This is a genomic window from Perlabentimonas gracilis (assembly GCF_011174675.1).
Classification (GTDB): Bacteria; Bacteroidota; Bacteroidia; order Bacteroidales; family Tenuifilaceae; genus Perlabentimonas; species Perlabentimonas gracilis.
Window position 1 is genome coordinate 77868 of record NZ_JAANIG010000011.1, and the last position, 18110, is coordinate 95977.

Below are 18110 nucleotides of genomic sequence, written 5' to 3' on the forward strand. Positions count from 1 at the left end.
ACCGAGTAGCTATAATTCTAAAGTCATTTGCGATGCGCTATCCCCTCCATCTTTTCCCTCGTTTGTACTAATGATATCCGATGTGTTTTGCTCCTCTGTCTCTTCCTCTTTTTCCTTTTGTAGGGGCTCAACAAATTTTGCCGTTTTAACCTGTAGACTCGATATCCTTTTGCCCTTAGCCTTGTGGCTTTTCACTCCAATGAACTCTTCAACATCAATCTGTTCAGAATCCTTGGCAGAGTTTTTCCCTCCAAAGGTTACCATAAGGCTGGGGTAGGTGTCGTCGTTAAGCTCTACTAGGTACGACTTATTTCCGTTGGAAATAAAACTTTGTACCCTATCGGTTGGCTCAAAGGTAAATCGCTTCACGTAGAAAAATCCCTGCTCGCCATCGAAATAGGTGGCCGAGAACACCTTGTCCTCCTTGTACTTTTCAAGCATCAATATGTTGTCGGAGAAGTGCGTAGACGGGTCGATGCCCGAGAGGTAGTACTCCCCATCCTTGTTCACTACCAAGAGCCTATCGTTCGATTGGAATTCACCAATCAGTACACCGCGGCCATCGTTGTTAAGGCGGAAAACATCCCAGTCGAACCAAACCTTAATGCCCCCTAGGGTGCTACCAATTTTTTCCTTCACCTGAACCTTATGAATGGCGTATCGGGTAAAAATATTTCCCTGCGACTGGCGCCCCTTAATGGCTATCTGGCTAAAGTCTAGCTCCATGATAAGGCTTCGCAGCCTTGGGCGAGGCTTTAAAAACACCTTAAGCACCTCGGCTTCGCCGTTGGGGTTGTAGCTTAGGAAGATAACTTCCGACCCCTCAGTTCCCTTGGTGAGGTTGTATTCCTTATCGCGGGTTACTCCGGTTATGGCGCATCGCTTCATCATGATGGCGCCATTGCGCCCATCGCGGTATAGCACGTTGTATATGGTGCGCGAGTCGTTGCGCTTAAACACCGAGATATGCTCTATGTTTTTTCCAAAGAATGCCTTTTCCGATACCTTGGTGATGATGTACTTGCCATTTTTCAGAATTACAATCACCTCATCTATGTCGGAGCACTCGCCAACAAACTCATCCTTTTTGAGGCTCGTGCCAAAGAAACCCTCTGCGCGATTTACGTATAGCTTCTCGTTGGCCACAACCACCTTGGTGGCCTCAATGGTGTCGAAGCTACGGATCTCGGTCTTGCGTTCGCGACCCTTGCCGTACTTCTTTTTAATTTGCTGAAAGTAGTTAATAGCATAGGCTACGATGTTGGCCAGGTGGTTCTTCACCTCTTCCATCTCCTCCTCAAGCCCCTTTATCTGCTCGTTGGCTTTAAAAGCATCGTACTTTGAAATTCGCTTAATCTTAATCTCCGTTAGCTTGATGATGTCGTCGCGGGTGATCTCTCTCCGAAGCAAATTCTTGAATGGCTCCAATCCTCTGTCAATGGTTTCAATTACCGACTCCCACGTTTCGCACTCCTCAATGGTGATGTATATGCGGTTCTCGATAAAGATTTTCTCGAGCGACGACATGTGCCAGTTCTCCTCTAGCTCGCTAAGTCTTATCTCCAGCTCGCGGGTAAGCAGGTGCTTAGTTCGCTCCACCGATGTGCGCAGAATCTCCTTAACCCCCATAAAGCGGGGTTTGTTGTCGAATATTATGCACGAGTTGGGCGATAGCGATATTTCGCAATCGGTAAAGGCGTATAGCGCATCTATGGTTTTGTCGGGCGAGATATCGGGAGACAGGTGTATATGGATTTCCACGTCTTGGGCCGTGTTGTCGTCTATCTTTTTTATCTTGATTTTGCCCTTGTCGTTGGCCTTAAGTATAGAGTCGATAAGCGTGGTGGTGGTCTTGCTGAATGGAATGTCTTTTATCACCAGCGTTTTACGATCCAGTTTCTCTATCTTAGCCCTAATCTTTACCGCTCCACCTCGTAGTCCGTCGTTGTATCGCGAGCAATCAATATAGCCTCCAGTGGGGAAGTCGGGGTATAGTTCAAAGTCCTTTCCCTTTAGGTGTAGAATGGCGGCGTCAATTATCTCGTTGAAGTTGTGTGGTAATATCTTGGAGGCCAATCCAACGGCTATACCCTCAACACCTTGAGCAAGTAGCAAAGGGAACTTTAGGGGTAGGGTTACGGGTTCTTGGTTACGGCCATCGTAGGTGAGCATCCACTCTGTGGTTTTTGGATTGAATACCACATCGAGTGCAAACTTAGAGAGCCTAGCCTCAATGTAACGAGGTGCAGCTGCACCATCGCCAGTGAGGATGTTACCCCAGTTACCCTGCATATCGATAAGCAAGTCTTTTTGGCCAAGCTGCACCAGGGCATCGCCAATGGAGGCATCGCCGTGGGGGTGGTACTGCATGGTGTAACCTATAATGTTGGCCACCTTATTGTAACGCCCATCGTCAAGCCGTTTCATGGAGTGAAGAATACGTCGTTGCACGGGTTTTAGGCCATCGTCGAGGTGAGGAACAGCCCGCTCGAGTATTACGTACGAGGCGTAATCGAGGAACCACTCCTTAAACATACCCGAAACCTGCACCTTTTTTGCACCATCGCCAGTTAACTTGGCTATTCGATTGTGCTCCTCTGTGGAGGTTTTTCGGGTGCCATCGCCATTCAGTAAATCTTCCGCTTCAAAATCGTCGAATTGCATTGTGTATGTTGCTATTTCTTACTAAGGTAAATAATTGTTAAACCACAGCCTCTTCCTCAATCTCTAACACCGACTCATCGGTGCTTACCATAGCTGCCTCATTCATCTCCTCCAGTAGGTCGCCTTCAATCTTTAGATTTTCGATGATAAACTCTTGCCTTTCGGGTGTGTTCTTGCCCATGTAAAACGAGAGCAGATCGGCTATGTGGTCTTGCGATGATATTCGAACGGGGTCGAGCCGGATGTCCTCTCCAATGAAGTTTACAAACTCATCGGGTGAGATTTCTCCCAATCCCTTAAAACGTGTTATCTCAGCAGTGCTTCCCAACTCCTTAAGGGCCTTGTCCTTTTCGTTTATGCTGTAGCAGTACTTTGTGGTTTTTTTGTTTCTAACCCTGAACAGGGGCGTTTGCAGTATGAACAGATGTTCCTGGCGGATTAGGTCGGGGAAAAACTGCAGGAAGAACGTGATGAGCAGTAGGCGGATGTGCATACCGTCCACATCGGCATCAGTGGCTATCACCACCTTGTTGTAGCGGATATTCTCAATATCCTCCTCAATGTTAAGCGCTGCCTGTAGCAGGTTAAACTCCTCGTTCTCGTAAACCACCTTTTTTGTGAGGCCGTAGCTGTTTAGGGGTTTCCCTCTAAGCGAGAACACGCCTTGGGTGTTCACATCACGGCTTTTGGTGATGGATCCGCTGGCCGAGTCTCCCTCGGTGATGAAGAGCATGGAGTTAACGTTTCGCTCATCCTTGTCGCCATAGTGAATACGGCAATCGCGCAGCTTGCGATTGTGTAGGTTGGCCTTTTTGGCACGCTCGCGGGCCAACTTTTGAATGCCCGATATTGCCTTGCGCTCCTTTTCCGATTCTAGTATCTTTCTCAGAATAGCATCAGCAACCTCGGAGTTCTTGTGCAGATAGTTATCGAGCGAGGTCTTTACAAAGTCGCTAATGAACTGACGTACCGATGGGCCATTGGGCCCCATATCGCGGCTGCCCAGCTTGGTCTTGGTTTGGCTCTCGAATACAGGCTCTTCAACCCTAATGCTAATGGCTGCAATTATTGAGGTGCGGATATCCGAAGCGTCAAAATCTTTACGGTAAAACTCGCGGATTGTTTTCACAAATGCCTCGCGGAAAGCGGCAAGGTGGGTTCCCCCTTGCGTTGTGTGCTGCCCGTTTACAAAGGCGTAGTAGTCCTCGCCATAGCCAACCCCGTGGGTAATGGCTAGCTCAATATCTGGCCCCTTCAAATGAACAGGGGGGTATAGCTCCTTGCCCGAGAGCTGCTCGTTGAGCAGGTCGAGCAGACCGTTTTTTGAAACAAAAGGAACTCCGTTGTACTTTATGGTAAGGCCAGTGTTTAGGTACGAGTAGTTTCGCACCATCGTCTCGATGTACTCGTTCTGGAAGTTGAATTCTCCAAACAGCGACTCATCGGGCAGAAACTCAACGTAAGTACCGTTTCTATCGTTTATGTTGTCAAAATCCTGCTCGCTAACTACCCTTCCGCAGCTATACTCCACCAGCTTCGATTTGCCCTCGCGGAAACTTTGAATGCGGAAATTGGTTGATAGGGCGTTAACCGCCTTTATACCAACTCCGTTTAGCCCAACCGATTTTTTGAAAACCTTGGAGTCGTACTTGGCACCTGTGTTCATTTTTGATGACACATCAACAAGCTTACCAAGCGGAATTCCTCGTCCGTAGTCGCGAACCGATACCTTATGTTCCGATATGTTTAGCTCAATGGTTCTTCCATTGCCCATCATATACTCATCCACTGAGTTGTCGAATACTTCCTTAAGAAGTACATAAATACCATCATCGGGTTGTGTGCCATCGCCCAACTTACCCACATACATACCAGGGCGCAGGCGGATGTGCTCATTCCACTCCAGCGTTCTAATACTATCTTCCGAATACGTTCCGTCCATCATATGCTACTATCTCCTAATTAACCCACAAAAATAGGAATAAAAATCGCCTTTCAGAAAATTCTTTATCAACAGGAAATGAACAGGGTAGGAGGGGTTTGGGTGGGTTAACATCTTGGAAAAAAATGGTTTGGCAATTAAATTTTTCAGTTGATTTTTCAGATACTTTTTTATCAACAATGCATTGCGAGCGGATATGTCGCTTTTGTAAGTAAAATAATATCAAAAAGATAAGGCCGTTGGGTTGACCTTATCTTTTTTTTCATGAGATTATTCAATGCTCTCATACATCAATCGTTCAATATCGAGTTTTGCTGTTTTAGTTTTACGTGAGTGGAATATTCTGAAAACCACGGGAACCACAATTAGCGTGAGTAGAGTCGATAGCGCCATACCACCAATAATTACCCAAGCCATACCGTTGCGTAGTTCGGCTCCCGATCCTGTAGCCAGGGCAACGGGTAGCATACCAACTATGGTTGAAATGGCTGTCATTAATATTGGTCGGGTTCGAATTTTAACTGCACCCAACAAGGCTTCGTCGGCTGTTTTGCCTTGGCTGATGGCTTCGTTGGCAAAGTCGACCAGAAGGATGGCGTTTTTGGCCACTAGGCCAATAAGCATAACAAGGCCCAGCATGGCGTAAATACTCATGGCTGTATTGGTGAGCGCTAAGGCCAAAACGGCTCCCAGTATGGAAAGTGGAATGGAGAACATCACCACCAGCGGGTCGGTCCAGTCGTTGTAAAGCACTACCAGGGTTAGGTAGATGAGCACAATTGACAGTAGCAGTGCGGCTGTTAGCACACTCATTGAGTCGGCCATCGACTTTAAATCGCCGGTTGCCTCAATTCTTACTCCTTTGGGAATTCCTATGGCATTGATATCGGCTAAAAACTGTGATGAAACAGTTCCTGAAGTGGTTCCAAGCACTTGTGAGCGAATGGTAACTGAACTATTTCGGTTGTATCGCTCCAATTTATTCGGTCCAGTGCTAAGGTTGATGTCAGCAAATTGGTCGAGCCTAATTGATTCGCCGCGGCTGTTCACAAAGGTTAACCCCTCCACATTACCTGTTTGCTGGCGATATATCCTATCGGCTCTTATGTTGATATCGTACTCGTAGTTGCCCTCGGTGTATTTAAGCGTATTGTTCCCTTGGAAAACGGTTTGCATCGTAAGCCCAACGTTGTCCATAGTTAAACCAAGTGCTGACATTTTATCGCGATTTACCACCACTGAAATTTCGGGTGTGCCGGTTTCCACCGAAAGCTCTTGCTGCATTGTTCCTGGTATGCTGCGCATTACCTCCAGGGCTCGCTCGGCAAAAATCATCAGCGTGTCGGGATTTGTTCCGCTAATTACGTATTCTACAGCTGCTTTCGATGCCTCACCGGTTAGGGCAACGTTAAATATTTTTACTTTGGCGTCCATCAAATAGTCGGAGAGAGGTTGCTGGATAAATGTAATATACTCGCTGGTCTCGATGGTGCGTTCATTACGGGGTACTAGCTCAATATTCATTTCGGCTAGGTAGGCTGTTCCTCTTGTGCTTTGGGTGTTATCGCTGGTTGCTCCAATTGTTGTAATCACATTCTGAACAATTGGCTGTGAGCGCATCCAGTCCTCGGCTCTGCGAACAAGTGCGTTTGACTCCTCCATGGAGATGTCCTTTGGCATCTCGAGCTGCACCATAAACTCGCCTCTATCGACATTTGGTAGAAACTCAAACCCGATGTATCCTAATGGGAAAAGCGAGAATACAGCAATGGCAATGGAGGTTACAATTAGCCCAACCCACCGCTTATGCATTAACGACCACGATAGGATATTCGAAATCCATAGGCTAAATCTCTCAATAAGTTTTTCAAACCCAACTAATACATTTTTAAAGATCCCTTTGCCCGATAAGTTTTCGGCCTTGGCGAAACGCGAGGTTAGCATAGGTGTTAGTGTGAGTGCTGCCAGAGTGCTAATAATTGTGGCTATTACAATTACAAGTGAGAATTGGCGTAGGATATCCGATACCAACGTGTCGGTAAGGGCCACAGGAAGGAAAACCACTACGAGAACAACTGTAGTGGAGATCACAACAAACCCAATCTCCTTCATAGCATCGTACGAGGCACGGATGCGGTTCTTGCCCATCTCGATATGGCGATACACGTTCTCGATCACCACAATGGCATCGTCAACCAGCACGCCAATTACGAGCGAAAGCCCCAGCAACGACATGAGGTTAAGCGTGAAATCCAGTAGCTGCATGCCAATAAAAGTGGCAATTAGCGATACGGGTACCACAGTCATAACAATTAGCGCATTGCGAAAGTTGTGCAGGAAAAACAGCATCACCAGGGTAACCAGTAGAACAATCAGTAGCAAGTCGTTAATAACTGAGTTGATTGACTGGCGGGTGAAGTCGGTTGAATCCTGTGCAATCTCCATACTTAGGCCTTCGTCAACAAATTCCCTCTCCAGTTCAGCAATACGTTTGCGAACCATATCGCTTACCTCAATGGCGTTGGCGTCGCCCTGCTTGAGTAGGTTCACCAGCACGGCCTCCTCTCCATTTACCCGGGCAAGAGTGGTGGGATCTTTTATGGCATCCGAAATCTCTGCCAAATCTTCAAGTCTAATTTGGCTGCCCGTTGGTAGGGTTGTAATTACTAGGTTTCGAATCTGCTCAATGCTTTCGAGTTTGCCCGATAAGCGGACAATGGTGGAGGTTTCTGCACCTCGTAAATTCCCTGTTGGGAAATCGAGGTTTGAGGCTCTGATTAGACCCTGAATTTGAATTGGGGTAATACCTAGCGCCCGCATCTTATCCATATCGAGGTTTACCTGAATCTCACGGGCCTGCCCACCCAGCAGGCTGACCTTGGCAACCCCTTTTATGCTGTTGATGTCGGGCAGTATCCGCTTGTCCATCAAGTCGTAAAAGGCCGTGGCCTCAAGGTTTGAGGTGGCTGCAATGGTGATGATGGGCTTGTCGTCGACAGTTACCTTATTGATGGTAGGCGATAGGATATCGCGTGGTAGCTCCATCATCTTTGATGATATAAGGTTTTGCGCGTTGGTTATGGACTTGTCGATATCGGTTCCGTAGTTGAAAAGCACGAATAGCATCGACATCCCCTCAAAGGAGTAAGACTGTATTTGGTCAATCCCCTCCATACTCGATAAGGCATCCTCGAGTTTGCGGGTTAGCGAGTTTTCCACCTCTAGAGGCGATGCCCCGGGGTACACTACCTGCACATTAATCATTGGCGGGGTAAACTTGGGCATCAGCTCGGCGCTTAGGTTGCGAAACCCTAGGTAGCCGAGAATGGTGAGTACGGCAAATAGTACAATTACGTAGATTGGCCGTTTTATGGATATTTCGGATATTTTCATTGCATGGGCTATTTTCTGTTAACCACTTTTACACCATTGGCCACATTAATTAGTCCGGCCACCACAATGCTATCGCCCGCTTGGAGGCCTTGTGTTATCTCAACTCTTGACCCTACCATCTCGCCAATGGCTACATCGCGATGCTGTGCAATACCATTGTTAACAACGAATACACTGGCCGATTTAACGCTGCCGCTCACGGCATTTCGGGGGATAAGTATGCCTTGGCGTTGGGTGTTCGACTCGAAATGGGCCGTAACGTACATCCCTGCCAGTAGACCCCTCTTATTTTTGATGATGATTTCGATGGGGTAGCTGAGTCCTCCGCCCGAATTTTTTCCTACAAACGATATTTTACCTTCAAATGATTGGTTGGGGAATGCATTGCTTTTTATAGAAACTACTTGTCCTTTGCTAATTCGGAGCACTTGCGATTCGGTTACATTGCATCGCAGCTTAAGCTGTGAGTCATCAACAATATCAAAAAGCCTAGCGCCGGGGTTTAGGTATGCGCCCACTTCAACGTAACGCTCATTTATGTATCCTGCCATGGGCGATTTAACAGTTGCATCAGCCAGCCTACGCTTGCTTGTTAGGTAACGACTTTCGGCTGCAATAAGTTGTGTGCGCATATTGTCGAGCTGCTGAGCCGTAACGCCACCGCCCTCCATGGCCTTTTCGAATCGTTCGTAGTCGGTTTTTAGAGCTTTGAACGATGCTTCGCTGGCTAGGTAATCGGCACGGAGCATCTCATCATCAACATTGATAAGGGTTTGTCCCTTCTGCACCCAGTCTCCTTTATCTACAATAATATTTACAATTCTGCCCGACACATCCGAAACGTAGGCTAGCTCCCTTAGGGGTTCAAGCGTTCCGTTGGATGAAAATTCGGTGGTGAATGTATCCTCCCCAACCACATCTATTTGTACTGGCACAGCGGTTGATACCACGGAGGCCAGCTCGGTTTTCTGCTGGTTTGTTCTTTTGTTCATTCTAAGAACTAGGACTATGGCGGTAAGCATGGCCAGAATCACGAGTATGTTAATCGCTCTTTTCATATTCGGTAGTTGTTTTGGCTATTTAACAAGTTTTTTAATTGTGCCGTTTGCCTTACGCAGCTCGATGTATGCGGTCATATGCTTGCTTAGTGCATCGGCGTAGCTAATTTGCGATTGGATTAGTGACGAGTTGGCGTTGAGCACATCGGACATTGAGGCCAATCCCTGCTGGTAATTCTCCTCGGTAATTCGGAAAACCTCAGCAGCCAGCTCCATATTCTGGCGTTGGGCATCGATGGTTTGCCTGCTATCGCTTAGCTTGAGCAGTGCATTTTGGTAGGCCATGGTGAGTGACTGGCCAACGGATTGCTCATCCTCTCTGAGCTTCATCAGCTCAATTTGTGCGCCCTTCAGCTTGGCGTTCTTCGACATTCCAGCAAAAATCGGAATCCGAAGGTTTAGCCCTACTACTGATGTAGGGTAGGAGTAGCTGTCGTCGCTCCCAAAGAGTTTGTCGCCAAGTAGGTTGTACTGGTAGTTCACTCCCAGCATAAGCGAGGGCAGCAGCTCGCTTTTAACAGATTTTACCTGCAGATAGCCAATTTTATGCTGTTGCTGAATTAGCTGAAAGGGGATCAGCTGTGTTAGCTCAAAGCCTTGCAGTTGTGGCATTTCTACCTTTTGCTCAAAGACATCAAGGTCTATTTCTTCAATCTCAATGGGTTGGTTAATATCCATCCCCATTTGCAGCTTGAGTAGGTTTTTTTGGATATCAATGGCATTTTCGATTGCGCTCTGCTGGGTTGAAAGGTTTACACGGTTTACCTTTAGCCTATCTAAATCAACCTTTTTCACAAGCCCATTCTGGTAGTTCGATTCCATGGTTACAAGCATCCTGTCGATTAGTTTGATGCTCTGCTTGAACTGCTCAGCTGCGTAAGCTGTTGATTGTACCGCATAGAAAATGCTTGCGGTTTGAGCTATAACCTCCTCTTCCTTCGACTCAATGCCTAGTGTGGCCATGCTTTCGGCAGTTTTTGCAATTTCCAGCGTACTGAAAAGCGTAAAGTTGAGTATTTGCTGGTTAAGCGTTGCGCCCACTCCGGCCGAGTAGTTGGTGCCCATCTCAATGGTCATGTATTTCGATGCATTGGGATCCTGCATGTTGGGGGGCAGCATGTCGTTCACAAAGTTGGGCATTACAAACTGAGCTTTTTTCAGATTGTAGTTTAAGCTACCCGAACCACTTATTTGTGGCAGCAGGCTCCCCATAATCTCTCGGCGCGACTCAAAGCTTTTTTCCAGTTCAAGCTTCGACTTCTTTAGGTTACTGTTGTTCTCCAGCGCATAGTCGATACACCTTTGCAGGTTGAATATTTCCTGAGCTTCAACCTGCAAAGAGGCGAGTACACTCAGGAATAGTATGATAGCTATTTTGGTTCGCATTATATGGATGGTTTTTGGTTACAGAAGTAATCGTCCCTTATCGGTGACCAACCCCTTGAGATGATACTCAAGGACGGTTTCGAAATAGTTAGAGGTTGAAAAATCGTTATTGCTAAGTACAGAGTGGAAATAGAATCCAAATACCGAATGGCTTATGTACTGGCTAATAAATGAAACATCGAGCTGCCGATTGTAAATGCCTTCACCAATTCCTTTCTCAATGTTTGCCATCATTCTTTGCTTAAAGAAATCGATATCGGAGGCGTGGCTTGAGTATACCATATCGGGGTAAAGCCGTTGCATATCGTGAATAAAAAGCGGCGAAAGTTGTATGAAAACTGCCTTTAGCCCTTTGAAACCTTCGCGTAAACACTCAATTGCATTCTTTGTCGGGTCGGTTAGCACATCCATCTTCTGGTTCAATTCCGAAAACATGCTTCGCATACAAGCCGAGTGCAGATCCTCCTTTGAGCTAAAGTGGTTGTATAAAGTTTTTTTTGATATTGACATTTTAACTGCCAAGTCGTCGAGCGAAAGCTTTAACCCTTCCTGCTTGAAGATTTGTATCGCCTTTTGTATGTACTTGGTTTTAATGCTACTCATTGCAAGTTGTGTTTTTTATAACACAAAGATAAATACAATAATTACACTATTAACATATAAAAAGTGAAAATGTTTTAAAATACCAAAGATTTTAATATTGGAATAATAGCTAAAAAGCGCTTTGTTAATAATAGTTTGGTTAACAAGAGTTAATGGGGGGGTGTTGTAGCGGGTTTAATTTATAAGTTTGACACTAGTGTCCGACTAAGTCTTTTTTAAAATGATAATAATGTAATAGATTTCTCGCTTCGCTCGAAATGACAGGCTGTTACGCTGTATGGGGTGAGGGGGTGAAGGCGGCGTAGCCGCCTTCACCCCCTCACCCCCTTAGACATCTTGAAAGTACTGTCATTTCGAGCGAAGCGAGAAATCTATATTTATTAGTCGGTCAGTAGTATAAATTTGATTAAAAAAGTTGAAATCAGCATATTTAATAGTCCTATTGCTTTTGGCAAGCTATGCAAACTCACAGCATAACGATGATAAGGAAGGATGGAAAGCCTTTCAACTACTTGACTCGGTTACGCACCTACCCGTTCCCCACGCCCATATTATGTTACTAGCTAAAGGGCAGGGTACAATATCGAACGAGAAGGGATTGTTTAGAGTTTCTGCTGGGCGAGCAGATACGCTAATTATTTCGGCAGTTGGATACCAACGATTACATTTTAAATGCGATGAGCATATTGAAGGTGCAGGTGAAGTCTATGCTATTTACCTACAGCCCGAGTCATATTCCATTGACTCGGTAGCTATAGTTCGTTACAAATCTTACTATAACTTCATAAAGGATGTGGCGACTCGGGAAATCCCCTTAACCGAAGAGGAGCAACGAGTTGAAAAACTCACCCAAGTAATTAACGATGTGAATACCGACTCGCTTATAATGCCAGTACAATATCCCTATGAGGTACAGTATCTTAAAATTGCGAGCAAAACACTATATTTTGGAGAGGATTGGTACTCGAAGCAGCGAAAAAAGATAAATCGAAAGATAAGGAGTGATCAAAAAATGAGACCTATTTATGAGATTATATCAGCAGAAGGAATAGAACGTCTAACAGGCTTACAGCAGGAACAGGCTATTGAGTTCTTGGTGTTTTGTAATTTCTCAAATAGGTTTCTTGAGAATTCAACCGAATACGAGGTGGCCAAAGCTGTGCTCGAAAAGCTTGAGGAGTATAAGAAAGTTATCGCTGCCCAATCCTACTAAATTCCCATTTTAGGCTAAAAATATTTGAGTAGCGCGAGAACCCAACCCTACCCACATTGGTTAGGGCATAATCTAAAGATATCCCCCTAAATCGAATCCCAAGGCCTAGGTTTGGTTGCACTATAAGTGCAGTTTTATCGTCGAACTCGGTTACCCGTTGTAGGTTGTTTACTCCAGCCCTAACGAATATCAAATCGATATATCCAACCTCAATGCCTACGCGTGGTTCAATGCTGGCAAACGATGTGGTGAGCGGCGTGTTGCGCTGACCATCGAAGTAGAATACACCGTTAAATTCTGTGGTTAGGTTTATATCATTTGTAATATCAAATGAGCGCGCAACACCCACTGTTAGCTGTGGTAGGGTTATCTCGAGGCTATTGTTGGGGGCACGGTTAAAGGTGCTGTCGCCAATGGTTATCTCTAGCTCATCGGAATTGAAACTCCAGATATTTACAGTTGTGCTCACATCCCTAAAGTTTGCTCCGAATTGCCACCCATTGCGTTGGTACTGGGCAGCCACATCAACACCAAATCCCCAGGCATTGGCAAACTTACCCACATTGCGGTATATTATTTTGGCGTTGCCGCCAACGGTAAGCCCTTCGATGGGTAGCCTGCGGGCGTAGGAGAGGAGGAAGGCGTAATCGGCCACCGAGAATAGCTTTAGCCTATCGTAGCTGAAGTTACCATCGGAATCAATTAGGTCGGTGGTATTTGGTATATCATCAACCCCAAAGCGAATGGCAGTAAAAGCAAGGGCCGATAGCGTGTCGGGTTTATGAGCAAAGCCCATATGGTTGTAGCTGGCCATACCGGCAAAGTAGCTGGCGTGCAAGGCGCCCAACTCGTAGGTGTTTTGTATGCCTGTAAGCCCTGCCGGGTTCCAGTAGGCCGCCTCCACATCGGAGCTGGTGGCCACACCCGTGTTGCCCATAGCCATCCATTTGGCCCCCACACCGATATTCAGAAAATCGTTGCTGTACTTGGCTGTTTGGGCAAAGGATAGGGCATAGACAAGTTGAATTAAAGCTGTTATGGAGAGAAATCTTTTCATTAAAAGCAGATTAGCCTTTCAACTACTTCTTTTAAATGTCGTGTTAACTCAACAAAGTAATTAGTTTCGCTATGGCTGGGGATGAAGAAGTCATCTGGATATCTTATGATTACACCAAATTCGGATAGTTCTTTAAGATCAATATCATTAAATGAATTGTTGTCAACACTGGAACATTCGGCTAAAAGATAATCGAGATCGTGAGTTCTAGGAAAGTCTACACCTTTATATGTGAGGAAAGCTTTTAGATATTTCTCAACTGCTTGATGAGCGTGAAAGCAAATAGTACTTGAGTATTGCTCAATGTTAACCGATGCAAGGTGCTGGCAAACTGCAAAATCCTCGTTAGCCCTAAAAATCCACTTTTCAATATAGTCTTTTATATCTTGGTTCATAAGGTAACCCCTTCGCGCATAATCATTTTAATAATATGCCCAGGTATCTGTTTTTTACTTTTAAGCTCCTCCTCGCTTTGTATCAAAATATCACTGCGGATTCCACTGGCGAGTAACTTTTTTCGAATGGAAGTTCGGACAGAGATTTTTTCACGAATTGATATAGAGTTTGGCACTACAACTAGTAAGTCATAATCGCTTTGCTCGTCAGCATCGTTTCTGGCGCGTGAGCCAAAAAGTAGTATTCTTGAAAAAGGTATTACTTCCTTAACTTTTTCCTTAACTAGCGTGCTTATAGCATCCATAACACATCTAAATTAGCTTAGCTCAAAGTTACAACATAATTGCAAAAAGGAGTTGAAAAACAGTTTTGATGACCCGCTTTTTATTATCTGTCTTCCAAATAACTTACATTTGCCCTAATTATTGCACTAAATCATCGATACTATGAGCCTACCCAATCCGCTAAAGCATATACCCAATACCCTTACGCTAGCCAATCTTCTTCTTGGTTGTTTGTCAATTGTCTCAGCGTTTGAGGGTAGTCTGCTGTTGGCCGCATACCTAATTATTATTGCTACTGTTTTCGATTTTCTCGATGGGTTCTCGGCACGCCTGCTCAAGGCATACTCGCCTATGGGTAAAGAACTCGATTCGCTCTCCGACTTGGTTAGCTTTGGCGTGGCGCCATCGGTAATTGTTTTTCATCTTTTAATAGATGCTTTGGGTGATAGTGCTGCAGGTGGCTTTACAGGTGGGCAGGCTCTGCTTGTTATACCCTTTTTAATTGCTCTTTTCTCGGCGCTCCGTTTGGCCAAATTTAATATCGATACACGGCAAACCACCTCGTTTATTGGGCTGCCTACCCCAGCCAATGCTCTTTTTATTGTTGGTATTGTGCTTGGATTAAACAGTTCACGTAGTGATTGGTTTGGGTATTTTACCAACTCGCCAGTAGCAATAATCGTTATGGTACTAGTGCTGTCGGCGTTGTTGGTGTCACCAATTCCTATGTTTTCGCTAAAGATTAAGCGAGGTTATTATAAAGATACTTGGCGGCAACAAGTTCTGTTTTTTGTGTCAGTACCAACCATTATTTTTTTCAGACAGGCCTCATTGTCTATTGTTATGCTGATATACATACTGCTGTCGGTATTAACATGGCGGAAAACCTCCGCAGAGAGTTAGGTTTTAGATGATGTTGTTATAAAAATAAGCGATGCAGAGACAATCCCTGCATCGCTTATTTGTAGACTTGGATGGCCGAATATTAATTTTTAACCACCCTCAGAGTTTTTAATTCCTGCCCATTCTGCATAATGCGGATAAAGTATATGGCAGAACCCATTTCGTTGAACTGAACTTGGGTTGGGCTCTCGATAATTTCACCACTTTTTACTGCCCGACCATTTATATCGAATACTGCATAGTGCATATTGGTGATCTCACCAATAATTTCGATGTTTATGTAATCATGCGTAGGGTTTGGGTAGGCCGAGATGGTAACATCAAGGTTTGGGGTTTCCTTTACCGATGTTAGCCCCAGCCTGCCTTGCTGGAATCCCTGTGTGATGATGTAGTCACCAGCTTTTAGGGTTTCCGTAGCCACCTCGCCAAGGCTCCAGCTGATGGAGCCAGCGGAGCCCTGGTGGTATGCACCACCAGAGACCACTGCTTGAAGCTCTTGCGCCCAAATTATATGTGGCATTGTTAATAGGCTGAGTAAAATAATTACTATTTGCTTAAGCATACTAATGTGGTTTTTTTGTTTTACACACCGGAAAGAGATACGTTGATAACAATCTCAAATCCATTGAAATCAGGATTGTTTTCATCAATTGTAATCATTTCATCATAGGTGTCATGCCCTGATTCGTATACGGTGATGTTGTATTCACCCTCTGGCACATTGTAAAAGGTTGTAATGCCCGACTGGTCTGTAGTCTGGTCAAGATAAGTGCTGGTTTCTTCAGAGTTAAGGTTAACTTCGGCATTAGCTATAGGAGTTATCCAGAAATTATCAATTACAACAACTTTAACCGTAAACTTCTTAGGTGGCTCAAGTGTTACGTTTACAAATAGATTCTGCCCCTCAATAACGTCAATTTTTCCTGTGGTCTCTTTGAAGCCTTCGCAATAAATTGAGTATTCCCATTGTCCTGCAGGAACCTCGTATAAAGTTGCTTTTCCAGGTGTATCATAGTCAATGTAGCCCCATATGTCTTCATGGCCAATACGAGATAGTATTACATCCCCTTGAAGTACTGGTTTTCCTTGAGAGTCTTTTATGTTAAAGACTATCTTGGGCAACTCGGTAAGGATTACGTTGTACACTTGGGTTAGTTCGGTGGTTACCACAAGTTCTCCTCCTTCGTAAGTTTCATAACCCACTTCGGGCACGTTTACGGAGTAGGGGCGCGTGCCTGGTTCAAGGTAGAATACGGCAACACCATTAATGTTTGTGTATGACACGTCTTCTCCTACCATCACTTCAGTATACCTAATTGGTTCTCCATATTGGTTTTGTACAACGATGCTTACTTTAGGTAGGCTTGTAGCGTCAAGGCGTTCAACCTGAGTCTTGTCTTCATTAACAAGATAGTTGCTAATTTCTAGGTCGTAGTAACCAGGAGCCTCAATTATGTAGTTGTAAGTTCCGTTTCCAATGTTAAAGTTATGTGTACCGCTGGGCCCGCTAAGTATTGGATCACCACCGAATGATGGCCATAAACTTACAGTTGAGTTTAATATCGGATTTTCTGTGTCATTGTCAATCACGCTAACCGTAAATTTAGTGGGGGCATCTGTGGTGAATTCTTTGGCGTCACCATATCCAGTAAGCATATCGGAATTAGTGGCAAAGGCTCTTACTACATAAGTTGTTCCTGGTTTTAGCATTGATAGGGTAAGGTTGTTGAAGTCCGTTGATGTGCCAGCCAGAACAATTCCACCTTCTGCCTTGGTTAAATTAGCAACGTTGTCTAAGGTTGGAACTCGGAGCCCTTTTTGGGAGTATACAACACCAGTAGCAATAATGGAAGTGCCACCATTGTCAAGGAGTTTTCCCCCTGCAATGGCTGTTGTTTGGGTAATGCTTTTAACAATGTAAGTGCCCATTTTGGGGGCAACGGCTAGGTTGGTGGCAACAAACGTGCCTTGCTCCGAGATGGAGAACAACTCGGTGGGTTCATAATTAAAGTCTAACCCAGAAACGCTAAAGCCTATGGGCAATGCGTTTTTGCTAGGCGATGGCTTAACGTACACATCGGTGCGCTCAGGAACCACGGTAAACACATCGTATGTGCCAGTGCTTTTTGTTGTGGTTCGACCCGAGATGGCAAAACCGCCCTTGGTCTTTGTGGTTGTTTCCTCAACAAATACTTGGGTTAGGCTTGGGGTAACAGTTAATATATCTGCTTCACCTTCTTTGGTTGTTGTACGGCCCGAGATGGCAAAACCGCCCTTGGTTTTGGTGGTGGGTTCGTCAACATAAATTTGGGTGAGCTCTGGGGTTACCGTAAGTATCTCCTGGGTTCCCTTGGTGGTTGTTTTGCCGCTAATGGCAAATGCGCCCTTAGTTTTGGCGCCACTAGTTTCATCTATAAGAATCTCAACGCCATTCTCGTAAACGGCAAAAACGGTTTCACCCTTAGAGTTTTTTACTTGGAAAATGGGAACCTCTTCGCTGTTGGTGCCATCGGATACAACTTGCAATGTTCCGCTTATTGTTGCGTTGCCCCCATCGCCCTCAATGGTTTTGCTAGAGAAGGCAAAGTTGGCATATGGTACTGAGAGCAGCTGGGTTACGCCCATTGTTTGGTAGCTACTTCCACCGTTCAGGTCGAGTCCAACCTTTAGGTAGTAGTTTGCAGTAGACCAGTTGATTGCTGAGTAGTCGCCACTTTTCGATTTGCCTTGTCCCAGTATTACGTTTACAAGACCAAATTCATTGGTAGTGGGGGTGAATGTTTCGGAGTAAACCGAGGTGCCGGAAGAACTTCCTTGCAGAACGCTGAGTTGTAGCCCTATCTGTTGGTTGGCCACAACCTCGCCTGTCGAATTGCGTATTACGGCCTGGTAGTTCATTCCCAACGGAGCTTGTGCCATGGTTGCCAATGTACACAAACCCGAAAAGAGTAAGGTGAGTAGGATTCTTTTCATAGTAATTGTAGGTTAGGTTAGAATTAAATTTTTTTGGGTTTGGCTAGTATTTTATCTGATTTAAGAACTGTGTAGCATCTTTATTGTCAGTTTGAAGCAATATCAAATATACATCAAAAAAAGAACCAATTGCCAAGAATTTTTGAATTGGGTTATTAAAAAAATGAAAACGTAGCCTTTTATGTTGAATATGATTTCGGGGTTGTCATATTCTAGTAAGTTTTTACGTGTGGGGTTA

At 45.0% G+C, this 18110-nt stretch carries 13 protein-coding genes; 2 read left to right on the forward strand and 11 right to left on the reverse strand.

The window, feature by feature from the left end; genetic code table 11:
• Window positions 1-9: 9 nt before the first annotated feature.
• The 6 genes from G8O23_RS07065 to G8O23_RS07090 form a co-directional block, all read right to left on the reverse strand.
• On the reverse strand, window positions 10-2664 hold the full coding sequence (locus G8O23_RS07065) for a DNA gyrase/topoisomerase IV subunit A (protein ID WP_166363188.1): 2655 nt from the start codon (window positions 2662-2664) through the stop codon (window positions 10-12).
• A 37-nt stretch (window positions 2665-2701) separates the two neighbouring features.
• A complete protein-coding gene (locus G8O23_RS07070; protein ID WP_166363240.1) occupies window positions 2702-4606 on the reverse strand; it encodes a DNA topoisomerase IV subunit B in 1905 nt (634 codons plus the stop codon).
• Between the two features lie 270 nt (window positions 4607-4876).
• The gene (locus tag G8O23_RS07075; RefSeq protein ID WP_166363190.1) at window positions 4877-7999 is read right to left on the reverse strand and encodes an efflux RND transporter permease subunit; all 3123 of its coding nucleotides are present in this window, start codon (window positions 7997-7999) and stop codon (window positions 4877-4879) included.
• Window positions 8000-8007: 8 nt separating this feature from the next.
• Window positions 8008-9057, reverse strand: a complete 1050-nt coding sequence (locus tag G8O23_RS07080) for an efflux RND transporter periplasmic adaptor subunit (RefSeq protein WP_166363192.1) — start codon at window positions 9055-9057, stop codon at window positions 8008-8010.
• Window positions 9058-9075: 18 nt separating this feature from the next.
• Complete coding sequence (locus tag G8O23_RS07085) at window positions 9076-10443, reverse strand: TolC family protein (protein ID WP_166363194.1); 1368 nt, start codon at window positions 10441-10443, stop codon at window positions 9076-9078.
• Between the two features lie 18 nt (window positions 10444-10461).
• The gene (locus G8O23_RS07090) at window positions 10462-11046 is read right to left on the reverse strand and encodes a TetR/AcrR family transcriptional regulator (protein WP_166363196.1); all 585 of its coding nucleotides are present in this window, start codon (window positions 11044-11046) and stop codon (window positions 10462-10464) included.
• A 448-nt stretch (window positions 11047-11494) separates the two neighbouring features.
• Here G8O23_RS07090 and G8O23_RS07095 point away from each other — a divergent pair, with 448 nt between their 5' ends.
• Window positions 11495-12259, forward strand: coding sequence for a carboxypeptidase-like regulatory domain-containing protein (locus G8O23_RS07095; protein ID WP_166363198.1), 765 nt, complete (start codon window positions 11495-11497; stop codon window positions 12257-12259).
• Here the strand turns inward: G8O23_RS07095 and G8O23_RS07100 are convergent.
• Genes G8O23_RS07100 through G8O23_RS07110 form a run of 3 tightly spaced genes read right to left on the reverse strand, consistent with a single transcriptional unit; the run spans window position 12237 to window position 14016 of the window.
• A complete protein-coding gene (locus tag G8O23_RS07100; protein ID WP_166363200.1) occupies window positions 12237-13316 on the reverse strand; it encodes a putative type IX sorting system protein PorV2 in 1080 nt (359 codons plus the stop codon). The two genes, G8O23_RS07095 and G8O23_RS07100, sit on opposite strands and share 23 nt — an antisense overlap.
• On the reverse strand, window positions 13316-13711 hold the full coding sequence (locus G8O23_RS07105; RefSeq protein WP_166363202.1) for a HEPN domain-containing protein: 396 nt from the start codon (window positions 13709-13711) through the stop codon (window positions 13316-13318). The genes G8O23_RS07100 and G8O23_RS07105 overlap by 1 nt, the downstream gene beginning before the upstream one ends.
• Entirely contained in the window at window positions 13708-14016 is a 309-nt protein-coding gene (locus G8O23_RS07110) for a nucleotidyltransferase domain-containing protein (RefSeq protein ID WP_166363204.1), read from the reverse strand. The genes G8O23_RS07105 and G8O23_RS07110 overlap by 4 nt, the downstream gene beginning before the upstream one ends.
• 142 nt (window positions 14017-14158) lie before the next feature.
• Here G8O23_RS07110 and pssA point away from each other — a divergent pair, with 142 nt between their 5' ends.
• Complete coding sequence (gene pssA / locus G8O23_RS07115) at window positions 14159-14899, forward strand: CDP-diacylglycerol--serine O-phosphatidyltransferase (protein WP_166363206.1); 741 nt, start codon at window positions 14159-14161, stop codon at window positions 14897-14899.
• A gap of 82 nt (window positions 14900-14981) precedes the next feature.
• Here the strand turns inward: pssA and G8O23_RS07120 are convergent, their stop codons facing one another.
• The gene (locus G8O23_RS07120) at window positions 14982-15419 is read right to left on the reverse strand and encodes a T9SS type A sorting domain-containing protein (protein ID WP_166363208.1); all 438 of its coding nucleotides are present in this window, start codon (window positions 15417-15419) and stop codon (window positions 14982-14984) included.
• 62 nt (window positions 15420-15481) lie between these two features.
• Window positions 15482-17872 (reverse strand): hypothetical protein, encoded by a 2391-nt coding sequence (locus tag G8O23_RS07125; protein WP_166363210.1) that lies wholly within the window; start codon window positions 17870-17872, stop codon window positions 15482-15484.
• Between the last annotated feature and the right edge of the window lie 238 nt (window positions 17873-18110).